Source organism: Pseudoalteromonas sp. Isolate3 (assembly GCF_022398505.1).
Taxonomy (GTDB): Bacteria; Pseudomonadota; Gammaproteobacteria; order Enterobacterales; family Alteromonadaceae; genus Pseudoalteromonas; species Pseudoalteromonas apostichopi.
On the sequence record NZ_JAKEVN010000126.1, the window covers coordinates 1 to 11352 of the forward strand.

Consider the following 11352-nt stretch of genomic DNA (forward strand, 5'->3'; position numbering starts at 1 on the left):
TTACTAAATAACTCATTTAACTGCTCATCAGATAAGGCATCAGTTAATGGATGATGATCGTCTGCAATAAGCCCTTGCCCTATCATGACTTGCTGCCACGCAACTTCAGCAAATAGCTCATCGTCTTCTCTTACGAGCTTGCCGCTGGTTTTAAATAGCTCAATTTTATTTTTGAGGCTGCTTGGAATATCCATGCCTTTACAAAAACGCCAAAATGCAGTGTCATCACGTTCAGTTAGCTTGTAATGAAGGATAATAAAGTCACGAATTCGCTCAAATTCTGTTTTACTTTGTTTATTAAATTCATCAACTAAGCTTTGCTTAATACCTTGATGAGGAAAAAACTTAATTAAACGAATGGCTGCACTTTGAATTAAATGAATACTGGTCGATTCTAAAGGCTCTAAAAAACCACTCGATAAGCCAACCGATACCACATTTTTATGCCACTGCTTTAAACGACGCCCTGTTTTAAATTTAATAATACGTGGCTCTGTCAATGGCTTAGCTGGTAAGTTGTCCAGAAGCTGTTGTTTAGCTGATTCATCAGATAAGAAACGAGACGAATATACAAGGCCGTTTCCTACACGATGCTGTAATGGAATTTGCCATTGCCAACCAGAGTCTTTTGCAATTGACCGTGTATAAGGAATTGCATCCGTAGCGGATTCACTTTGCACTGCAACAGCACTATCACAAGGTAGCCAATGTGACCAATCTTCAAACCCTGTATTGAGTGTTTCTTCTATCAATAAGGCACGCAGGCCTGTGCAATCAATAAATAAGTCGCCATCTATTTGCTTGCCATTTTGCATCAGCAAAGAAGAAATATATCCGCTTTGATGGCATTGATTAATCGATTCAATTTTGCCTTCGATACGTTTTACGCCCCGTGATTGCGCTAATTCTTTTAAGAACTCGCCATATCGTGTGGCATCAAAGTGATAAGCATAATGTAAGCCTGCTAATTGGGTATTAGGAATATGACTAAGGTGGGAAAATTTATGTGCTTTTGCAGCTTGGTAATTAAGTGAGAAATCCCAAAAATCAGGCGCGTTTTGTGTTTGATTTGCTTTTAGCCAAAAATGATAAAACTCACAAAACGGAAAGTCTTTACCTATCTCACCAAAGGCATGCATATAGCTATGGCCTTGGCTGCGCCAATTTTCAAACTCGATACCTAGTTTAATCGTTGCGCCAGTGGCCTTTATAAATTCTGTTTCAGAAATGCCAAGCGCACCATTTAGATGCAAGATAGGTGGAATGCTCGCTTCGCCTACACCAACAGTGCCAATTTCTGCTGATTCAATAAGCGTGATATCAAGCACTTTCCCAAGCACTTTATTAAGTAACGCAGCGGTTATCCAACCAGCGGTACCACCACCGGCAATCACTACCTTTGTAATTTTTTTTGATTCCATAGTACACCTAACGCCAAATTCAATTCATTGAGTGTAGCTCACTGATATAAAAAAGCCCTTGTAAAACAAATCACAAGGGCAATTTTCTATCGCTGTTTTAGCTAATTACAGCTTATAGCTGAAGCCTAAAAGGAATGTACGACCGTAGTCTTGGTAATCACGTACTTGAAGTGAGTTATCACCTTGTAGTGATGTAAACGGCTCTTCAGTGATGTTCTGTACTTGGAAAGTGACAGATAAACCGTCAAGGCTCTCTACACCACCTTCGCTGAAGTCATAACCAATTTGAGCATCCCAAATTGTTTCGCCTTTAATATCAACTTGTGTAGTAGCAAAACCTAAACCGTATACGTCACCTTTAAAGTCGCTACGCTTACGCATGCTGGTACGCGCTTGGAAACCATTACGCTCAAAGTAAACTGTTAAGCTATCGATTTGATCAGATAGGCCAGGTAGCTCATAGTCGTTACCATTTTGGTCAGTTAAGTCTTGCTCAACACCTGTATGGCTTGCGATTAGGCCAAAACCGTCTAAAGATTCGCTGAACATTGTGAACGGTAGTGTTAATGAAAGCTCATAACCCCAAAGGTCACCAGAACCACCATTTACTTTACCAGAACCAGTACCTGTTGAAGTCGCAGGGATTTCACCAGTAGACGGGTCAGCTACACCACTCATATCAATTTCATAAGTACCATCGAAAATCCACTGAGTGATATCTTTGTAGAATACAGCTGCAGCGAAATAACCTTCTTCATGGAAGTAATTTTCGTAGCTTAAATCAAAACCAGTTGCTTCTTTAGGCTCAAGCTCTGGGTTACCACCAGATACACTCCAGTAGTTACCGTTTTCATCTGGTTGTTGATTATAAGATGCATTAACTGATGAGTTCATTTCGTCTAAGCGAGCACGAGAAATCGTTTTCGCTGCGCCGAAGCGTACAGTTTGCTCTTCATCAATTGCAAACGATAAATTGATGCTTGGTAAGAAGTGGCTGTAGTCATGGCTTACATCGGTCTCTGATACAACAACTAAACCATCAACAGTGTTTGCAGCAAAACCCTGTGAAGACTGTTCAGTTTTCACATAACGAACACCAATATTACCTGTTACAGGGATTGAACCCAGCTCAGCATTGATATCAGCTTGAGCAAAGAATGCTGTTACTTCTTCTTGTACAGTCCAAGATTGTGTTTTGTGCTTTGAATCAGTAAGGCTTTCTTGAAGAAGGTTATAATAACCATCATTTACTAAACCATTTGTATCATAAGCAACCATGTTACCCATGCCGATGAAATCAAGACTCGCTGTACCTAAGCGGTATTGCTCCGGGATTGATACCATGCCAGGGTTCGATAAAGAGAAGTCTTTTAATGTCATGAAGTAACCTTCCGACAACTTACTCTTTTCACGGTCACGGTATGACATACCAAATGACACTCGGCTGATGTAAGCATTATCAAGTACTTTGCTTGCAGCAAGTTTTAATGTGCTTAGTTCATCATTAATTTCTGGCGCATTAATAAAGCCATCTTGCGCTGTATTTTGATACTCAGTACCTGTTAAACCATACTTGTCATTAAGTGCAGCACTTGCACCCCAAGATAATGGGCCACCAAGTTGAATTAAGTCGTAGTCACTGTAATCAAGGTTATGACTAAATTGCGCGCCAGTGTTACCACCGTCAAACTCATAGCCGATTGTATCAGCAACACCATTCGCGTCACCTCGACCTGTACCTGAGTAGCTTTCGATACTCCAAATTTGACGTTCAACCTCAGAACGGCTTACGTCAAATTCTACTGACCAATCATCGCTAATGTCATATTTTGCATTAAAACCAAACTGAGTGAGCTCAGCATTACGCTCTTCGTAGTCATTACGAACAACAACACGTTGGCCTTCTGTTACTGCACTAGTAATGAAACCAGTGTCAGCGTCAACAACTGCTGAACTTGGGTCGATTGAACCTTGGCCCCATGCGAATGGAACTTCTATACCACGTAGGATTTTTTCATCTGAGAAATCTACATATAAGGCATCAAATGTCATGTTTAAGCGATCAGTCGGCGCAGCTTCAATTACAAGCATTGCTGTATCACGCTCAAGAGTCGATGAACGTACAAATGGCTTAGCACCACCTAAAATTGAGTATGTATTGCCATCTTCACCCGTAAACTCAGGATAACCCCACGAGTTCCAACGTTTTTCTTGGTTTGGTGAGCTCATCGTGTTGTATGCAAATGCAACACCGATTGTGTCATCAGCAAATTGGTCAATGTATGAGAACGTACCGCGGAAACCTTGGTCGTCACCGTCTGGATTTAATTTATCAAAACCTGTTTGCTCATATTGACCGTTGAACATGATAACTTGTTCACCTTTACTTAAAGGTTTCACAGTTTGCATGTCGATTACACCAGCAATACCTTCAGCTTCAATACCTGCACTTGGTGTTTTGTATACCGTTACGCCACTCATAATTTCTGATGGATAAAGGTCAAATTCTACACCACGGTTGTCACCGATTGATACTTGCTCACGACCGTTGAATGTCGTTGCACTTTCGTTTTCACTGAAACCACGAACACTTACACGGCTAGCTCGACCGTCTAGGCGTTGTGCTGTTAAACCAGGAAGGCGTGCGATTGATTCTGCAATTGATGAATCAGGTAATTTACCGATATCTTCTGCAGAGATTGACTCAACAACTTCAGGAGTGAAGCGTTTAGTATTAATAGATTCTACAACACTGCCACGAAAACCTTTAACTTCGATAACTTCAACGTTATCGTTTTTCGCTTTTTGGTCTTCTTCTGCAGCATACGCTACAAAGCTATTTAAACCTGCGGCTGTTAAAGCCAGAGTTAATATACTTGGTTTGAACATAGACATGATGTTTTCCCATTACCCAAATTGTAATGCCAACGTGTTGCAGTTATTCATTAACATAATAGCTGAAATTCGCTGACTGATTTTGTTGTCGAATTGAATATTAACGCTCTGATTATTTTCTTAACAAATTTATGCATACGTATTCAGCGTAGCTCACCCTCACAAAAATTAACAACATTTTTACAAAACCAACCTTCAAGCCACTGAATTTAAAGTGTTTAATGATTTTTACGTCTGAGTTAATAGTAATGAAACATTTTTGCTATATTTAAGAACCTAATTTGGTTACAGAAATGGATGCTAAGCCATTTATCTCGCTTAAATAGCGACATGACGCAATTATATTAGGAACAGACCTGCACCAATGATAATTGGTCTTACCAATTATGATGGTGCACCATTCTGGTGTAATCCAGCTATTTTATGCACCAAGCTGGAGTTTTCATTTGTTGATAAGAGAAGGAATATCTAATTGGTAAGTTTTATTAATTGATATTCGAGTTGTTTACTTTTAAATCAAGTTAATGAATTTTACTGAGCACATAGATGAATTTGGCGTGCATACGTATGCAGAGTTTTTACAGTATCTCACCCTTCACGTATGCTTTTGACATTCCGGCAACATATTGCATTAACGGTTGCCTAACAGTTTACATACACTGAGTGTCACGATGGAGAAAAACATGGCTCAAAAGCAGTGGTATAAAGGTGCGGTTATTTATCAAGTTTACCCGCGCAGTTTCCAAGACACCAATGGCGATGGCATTGGTGATATCAAAGGTATCATTGATCGCATTGATTACATTAAAAGCCTAGGTGTTGATGCTATTTGGGTTTCACCTTTCTTTAAATCGCCAATGAAAGACTTTGGTTATGACATCAGTGACTACCGTGATATCGACCCATTGTTTGGTAACCTTGATGATTTTGATGAACTCATTGCACAAGCGCACCAACGTGATATTAAAATCATTATAGATCAGGTATTGAGCCATACCTCAGATCAACATCAATGGTTCCTTGATAGCCGTGAAGATAAAACTAACGACAAAGCAGATTGGTATGTATGGGCTGATGCAAAGCCGGACGGTACACAACCAAATAACTGGTTATCTATTTTTGGTGGCCCTGCATGGCAGTGGGAACCGCGTCGTGGTCAATATTACTTACATAACTTTTTTGCTGAGCAGCCAGATTTAAACTTCCATAACCCTGAAGTACGTAAAGCGGTATTAGACAATGTTGAGTTTTGGCTTAAGAAAGGTGTTGATGGTTTCCGCTTAGATGCCATTAACTTTTGCTATCACGATGCTCAATTACGGGATAACCCTGCTAAGCCACCAGAGAAGCGTCAAGGCCGTGGCTTTAGCGAAGACAACCCATATGCGTTCCAGTATCACTACTACAATAATACGCAACCTGAGAATCTGAGTTTTATGCAAGACATTCGTGCCCTATTAAACAAATACCCTGGCACAGTTGCATTAGGCGAAATCTCATCTGAAGATTCACTTGCAACCATGGCTGAGTACACATCAGGTGGTGACAAACTCCATATGGGTTATAGCTTTGAGCTGCTTACCAATGACTATAGTGCTGAGTATATTCGTACAACTGTAAGCACCCTAGAGCAGCGCATGACTGAAGGCTGGCCATGCTGGGCTTTTAGCAACCACGACGTAGAACGCGTTGCTAGTCGCTGGAGTAAAGGCGATACGATTGAGCCACAACAATGTAAGATGCTAACAGCCCTACTAGCCTCTTTACGTGGCAGCGTATGTATGTACCAAGGTGAAGAGCTTGGCCTAGGTGAAGCTGAAGTCGCTTTTGAAGACCTACAAGACCCATATGGCATCACATTCTGGCCAAACTTTAAAGGCCGTGACGGTTGTCGTACACCGATGCCTTGGGATGCAACGGATGCAGAGCAAGCTGGCTTCTCATCAGTAAAACCTTGGTTACCTGTGGGCGATGCGCACAAATCAGTTGCGGTAAATACGCAAGATCAAGATAAAGATTCGATTTTGAATGCCTACCGTGAATTTATGGCATGGCGTAAAGACAAAAACGTTCTCTTAGAAGGCGATATTGAATTTATAGATACGCAAGAGCCTGTGCTTGCTTTTTATCGAACGCTTAACGACACTAAAATGCTTTGTGCATTTAACTTGGCTGCGCAAAGTAGTGAACTGACAATCTCTGACTCTGTGTCTTCACAGCATACTGAGATCTCTCATCACACAGCTGAATTAAACAATAATACAGTCACTCTGCCCGGGTTCGGTTGCTTTTACGCAACCCTGAATTAAGAATCAGTTGTTAAAAACCAAGCCCTGCTATTGCAGGGCTTTTTTATGGAAGATTGCTATTAATGGTTCATGGTTTTACTATTTATGTAATCCGTTAGCGCAAATAACACCCCCGACACCACAAAAGTAACATGAATTAACACCTTCCAGAGTAACTCATCTGTGGAATGATTGTTTGAGCTGATAAACACTTTTAAAAGCTCGACAGCCGATATAGCAACAATTGCACTGATCAATTTCATCTTAAGACCCGAGAAACCAACCTTACCCATCCAAACAGGTCGATCTTCGTGATTTTCTATATTTAACTTTGAAACAAAGTTTTCGTAACCACTGAAAATGATAATAAGCAAAAGCCCTGCTAGTAGCGCAGTGTCAACTAAGGTCAAAATGCCCACCAAAAGCTCTTGGTTTGACGCAGTGAACGTATTTAAGGCCATACTGTATAAGTATTTAAAGAACTTTAGCAGCAGTAATACCACAGCGACTAATAAGCCAATAAAGAATGGCGCTAATAACCAACGCGAGCGAAAAATAAAACTCTCAACAACGTGTTCTAGCTTGCTTGGTACTTTCTTTATTTTTGAATGAGTCACTTGTTCAGACATAACTTAATTCACTTTTCTTTTTAAAATTAGCGCGATAATACGTGTATTAGCTTCACCATTGCTAGCCTTAGAGGTAAAAATAGTGGTTATTTTTTGCTTATCTTTACGATAAAAAAATTTCGTTATCTTTTTTTGAAATTTAGTTTATAAATTCACTCAAGCAAAGTGAGATACACATTGCGCACCATTACTGTGCAATTGAGCCGGTAATAATTACTTTTGTTGATTAGGAATAATTAAATGAAAAAAGCATTGCTAGCACTAATTTTGGCACCTGTTTTAAGCGTGTCAGCAACGAATGCAATCGCTAATGAAGCACCAGAAGCATCAGCTGAAATGATCAAAGAATACACCGAAATGTGTTTAAACTGGGCAAAAGATGATGACATCAGCAACGAAGAATTAAAGCCATACGTATTAAAGTGTGTGAACGATGAGCTTGAAGCTGAAGGCTATAAAAAAGTAAAAGACGTACAAATCTAATTTTACGCCAGCTTAGAATATGGAAAACCGGAATGACACAAAGATGTGCGCTCCGGTTTTTTGTTATTAATTGCTGTAATAATCAGCGAATGCACTTAATAAAAATAATGACGAACCTATCATGAATAACACCACCCCCAATGTGGTATATTCTATAAATGCAGGTAAAAATAAGGTACTACCAAAGAAAAAGGCGCATGCTGATAATATATTTACCAACGCATTAACCCTAGGTGCGAGTGTAAACTTCATAATTATTCTCTACTCCGTTAACTCAGGGATAAAGTGAAACGCTTTAACGATACGGTTCCAACTATTAATCTCTAACACAATTGCCGTCAGTGCCACGACATCTTTTTCAGTAAATATTAAAGACACTTGGTTGTACACATTGTCTTCAACATGCTTATCAATGACATTTGTTAATGCTTCTGCCCAGGCTAATGCTGAAACTTCTTCCTCTGAGAACACTGGAACTTCACGCCAAGCAGCCAATACATCTAATCGTTGCTGATGCTCTCCATGGCGTCTTAACTCTGCTGAGTGCATATGCTGACAAAATCCACAGCCATTTATTTGCGACACTCTGAGTCTTACTAGATCTACAATCCTACTAGTTATTTTTGAATCTTCTGGTAGTGTGCTCAGTCCAGTTAAATGTTCAACAAGTCCTGGGTTAAGTGAATATACCTGCTGTTGGGATAAACGAGTTTGCATTATAAATCTCCTATCTTAATAATGGAGACAGAATAGCAACTGATTAAAAGCAAAGATTGGTAAAAAACGACATTAGCAAATGTCATAAAAGCACAAAAAAAAGGATTGCAACTGCAATCCCTTTTTATGATCTAAATAGATGTAAACTTACTTTTTAGTCGCCGCTTTTTTCTTAGGCGCTTTCTTTTTACTCTCTTCTACCCATTTCCCATTTTGGTAGTGAGCAGTCCAGCCTGTGGCTTTGCCATCTACTTCACTCATTACATACTGCTCTTTATTTTTACGGCTGTAACGTACAATTGAAGGATTGCCATCAGGGTCTTGTGCCGGCGCATCGGCAAGATAGTAAAACTTTTCAGAAATGCGGTCTCTGAAGCGTTTTAACTCTTCAACTTTAGGCGCACGCGTTTCACGTGATTTAGGGAAGGTATTTGCAGCTAAGAAAATACCCGATGCACCATCACGCAGTACAAAATAAGCTTCTGATTTTTCACACTCTAGCTCAGGTAAATGAACTGGATCTTCCTTCGGCGGTGCAGCTTCACCATTTTTAAGTAACTTACGAGTATTTTTACACTCTTCATTACTACAGCCAAAGTACTTACCAAAACGACCTGATTTTAACTGCATATCTGAACCACATTTATCACATTCAATAATGGGGCCGTCGTAACCTTTAATTTTAAAGGTACCTTGTTCAACGATATATCCTTTACACGCAGGGTTGTTACCACATACATGTAATTTGCGTGTTTCATCGATTAAGTATGAATCCATTGCCGTTTCACAGATTGGACAACGCTTCATTTGCATCAGTGATTCTGTTTCGACGTCTTCAACATCTGCAGCAATTGCTTCATCGCCTGGCACCAAGTTCATAGTTGTTGTGCAACGCTCTTTTGGTGGCAGGTTGTAACCCGTACAGCCTAAGAACACACCGGTTGATGCAGTTCGGATACCCATCTTGCGACCACAGGTTGGACAATCGATGTCGGTTTCAACCATTTGATTTTGGCGCATACCGCCGTGCTCTTCATCACCTGAGGCAACTTCAAGCTGGGTTGAAAAATCCGCATAAAACTTATCTAGTACTTGTGTCCAGACACGTTCACCTTCTGCGATATCATCCAGACGACCTTCCATCTTAGCGGTAAAATCAAAGTTCATTAGATCTTCGAAGTTTTCAACTAACCGGTCCGTAACAATCTCACCCATTTTTTCAGCGAAGAAACGACGGTTCTCAACACGCACATAACCACGGTCTTGAATTGTTGAGATGATAGATGCATACGTTGAAGGACGACCGATACCACGCTTTTCTAATTCTTTAACTAAGCTTGCTTCACTAAAGCGTGCTGGTGGCTTTGTAAAATGTTGTTTAGGGTCTAACTCTACTAGCGTGAGTACATCACCTTCTTTAACTGCAGGCAGTGACTGATCTTCTTCGTTTTTCTTACGAACAGCTGGCTGAACTTTTGTCCAACCGTCAAAGCGAAGCACACGGCCTTTTGCTTTTAATTGATAATCACCCGCGCCAACCGTTAAAGTTGTTAAATCGTATTCTGCAGGGACCATTTGGCAAGCAACAAACTGACGCCAAATTAGTTCATATAACTTTTTAGCATCGGCCTCAACACCATCTAAATGACCAGATAACACAGTGACACTCGAAGGACGAATCGCTTCGTGAGCCTCTTGTGCATTGCCTTTAGAACTATAGCTGATAGGTGCTTTAGGTAAATACTTTTCACCAAATTGCTCAGTCACGTAATCACGACACATTTCAACGGCATCTTTCGATAAGTTAGTTGAGTCGGTACGCATGTAAGTAATGTGGCCAGCTTCATACAAGCGTTGAGCCAACATCATCGTCTTCTTAACACCATAACCTAGGCGCGTACTTGCTGCCTGTTGCATGGTTGAAGTAATAAATGGTGCACTCGGTTTACTCTTGCTTGGCTTTTCTTCAACACTAATGACCTTGTAGTCAGCTTTTTCAAGTTGACTAACGGCAGACATCGCCTGCTCTTCATTAACTGGCTTAAAAGGCTTGTCAGCGTGTTTGGTAACTTCTAACCTTAAAGCTGCTTCAGTATTTTTTACATCAGCGTGGACATCCCAAAACTCTTCAGGAATGAATGCTTTAATCTCACGTTCGCGTTCAACGAGTAGACGCACCGCGACAGATTGAACACGACCAGCTGATAAGCCACGAGCAACTTTTGCCCATAATAGCGGCGACACCATAAAACCTACAACACGGTCAAGGAAACGACGTGCTTGCTGCGCATACACCATATCAGTGTTTAGTTCGCCCGGTGTTTCGAATGCCTGTTGAATAGCATTTTTCGTAATTTCGTTAAAAACAACTCGCTTATATTTTTCAGGCTCGCCACCAATAATCTGTTCGAGGTGCCATGCAATGGCTTCCCCTTCTCTATCCAAATCGGTTGCGAGATAGATTTTATCTGCATTTTCAGCAAGTTTTTTTAATTCTTGAACAACTTTCTCTTTGCCGGGTAAGACTTCGTAATGTGGCTCCCAGCCTTTTTCAGGATCAATACCCATGCGGGCAACAAGATTTTTATAATCGCGTTGCTTTTTATAGGCAGCTTTTTCTTCTGGTGACATTTTTCGAACTTCAGCAGGCGTTTTCGTCGCTGCAGTTTTCGTTTTGCCTGAACCTGAAGTTGGTAGATCACGCACATGCCCAACACTGGACTTTACGATGAAATCGTTACCTAAGTATTTATTAATTGTTTTTGCCTTTGCTGGAGACTCTACAATTACAAGTGATTTGCCCATAGCTGCCTATTTCTGACCGAATATTTTAAAAGTTTTTTGCCCTTATAAATGTATATCCATCACATTAAACAAATAAGTATGATTTTTTAACATTGGAGCACGAATATTTATAGG

The 11352-nt window shown here is 40.4% G+C and carries 8 protein-coding genes; 2 read left to right on the forward strand and 6 right to left on the reverse strand.

Annotation, left to right across the window (positions count from 1 at the left end; translation table 11 throughout):
• Together L1D46_RS17765 and L1D46_RS17770 are read right to left on the reverse strand one after the other, a co-directional pair.
• On the reverse strand, positions 1-1421 hold a 1421-nt coding region (locus tag L1D46_RS17765), incomplete at its 3' end, for a tryptophan halogenase family protein (protein WP_239977978.1).
• Between the two features lie 105 nt (positions 1422-1526).
• Positions 1527-4316 (reverse strand): TonB-dependent receptor, encoded by a 2790-nt coding sequence (locus L1D46_RS17770; RefSeq protein ID WP_130051338.1) that lies wholly within the window; start codon positions 4314-4316, stop codon positions 1527-1529.
• Between the two features lie 683 nt (positions 4317-4999).
• Here L1D46_RS17770 and L1D46_RS17775 point away from each other — a divergent pair.
• On the forward strand, positions 5000-6625 hold the full coding sequence (locus tag L1D46_RS17775) for an alpha-glucosidase family protein (protein ID WP_167657842.1): 1626 nt from the start codon (positions 5000-5002) through the stop codon (positions 6623-6625).
• Between the two features lie 59 nt (positions 6626-6684).
• On the opposite strand, the gene L1D46_RS17780 is transcribed toward L1D46_RS17775, so the two are convergent.
• Positions 6685-7233 (reverse strand): TIGR00645 family protein, encoded by a 549-nt coding sequence (locus L1D46_RS17780; RefSeq protein ID WP_130051336.1) that lies wholly within the window; start codon positions 7231-7233, stop codon positions 6685-6687.
• Between the two features lie 240 nt (positions 7234-7473).
• On the opposite strand from L1D46_RS17780, the gene L1D46_RS17785 reads away from it, so the two are divergent.
• Complete coding sequence (locus L1D46_RS17785) at positions 7474-7716, forward strand: hypothetical protein (RefSeq protein ID WP_054551458.1); 243 nt, start codon at positions 7474-7476, stop codon at positions 7714-7716.
• A gap of 66 nt (positions 7717-7782) precedes the next feature.
• Here the strand turns inward: L1D46_RS17785 and L1D46_RS17790 are convergent, their stop codons facing one another.
• From L1D46_RS17790 to topA, 3 genes are all read right to left on the reverse strand, one after another.
• Positions 7783-7968 carry a YrhK family protein gene (locus tag L1D46_RS17790; protein WP_239977979.1) on the reverse strand — a complete coding sequence of 62 codons (186 nt, stop codon included), beginning with the start codon at positions 7966-7968 and terminating at the stop codon, positions 7783-7785.
• A 9-nt stretch (positions 7969-7977) separates the two neighbouring features.
• Entirely contained in the window at positions 7978-8433 is a 456-nt protein-coding gene (locus L1D46_RS17795) for a carboxymuconolactone decarboxylase family protein (RefSeq protein WP_178927045.1), read from the reverse strand.
• Between the two features lie 147 nt (positions 8434-8580).
• Complete coding sequence (gene topA, locus L1D46_RS17800; RefSeq protein ID WP_130051333.1) at positions 8581-11238, reverse strand: type I DNA topoisomerase; 2658 nt, start codon at positions 11236-11238, stop codon at positions 8581-8583.
• Between the last annotated feature and the right edge of the window lie 114 nt (positions 11239-11352).

Excerpts from the sequence above, each read along its gene's own strand:
- L1D46_RS17770 (WP_130051338.1), bottom strand. The coding sequence starts at position 4,316 with ATGTCTATGTTCAAACCAAGTATATTAACTCTGGCTTTAACAGCCGCA.
- L1D46_RS17775 (WP_167657842.1), top strand. The coding sequence starts at position 5,000 with ATGGCTCAAAAGCAGTGGTATAAAGGTGCGGTTATTTATCAAGTTTAC.
- L1D46_RS17780 (WP_130051336.1), bottom strand. The coding sequence starts at position 7,233 with ATGTCTGAACAAGTGACTCATTCAAAAATAAAGAAAGTACCAAGCAAG.
- L1D46_RS17785 (WP_054551458.1), top strand. The coding sequence starts at position 7,474 with ATGAAAAAAGCATTGCTAGCACTAATTTTGGCACCTGTTTTAAGCGTG.
- L1D46_RS17790 (WP_239977979.1), bottom strand. The coding sequence starts at position 7,968 with ATGAAGTTTACACTCGCACCTAGGGTTAATGCGTTGGTAAATATATTA.
- L1D46_RS17795 (WP_178927045.1), bottom strand. The coding sequence starts at position 8,433 with ATGCAAACTCGTTTATCCCAACAGCAGGTATATTCACTTAACCCAGGA.
- topA (WP_130051333.1), bottom strand. The coding sequence starts at position 11,238 with ATGGGCAAATCACTTGTAATTGTAGAGTCTCCAGCAAAGGCAAAAACA.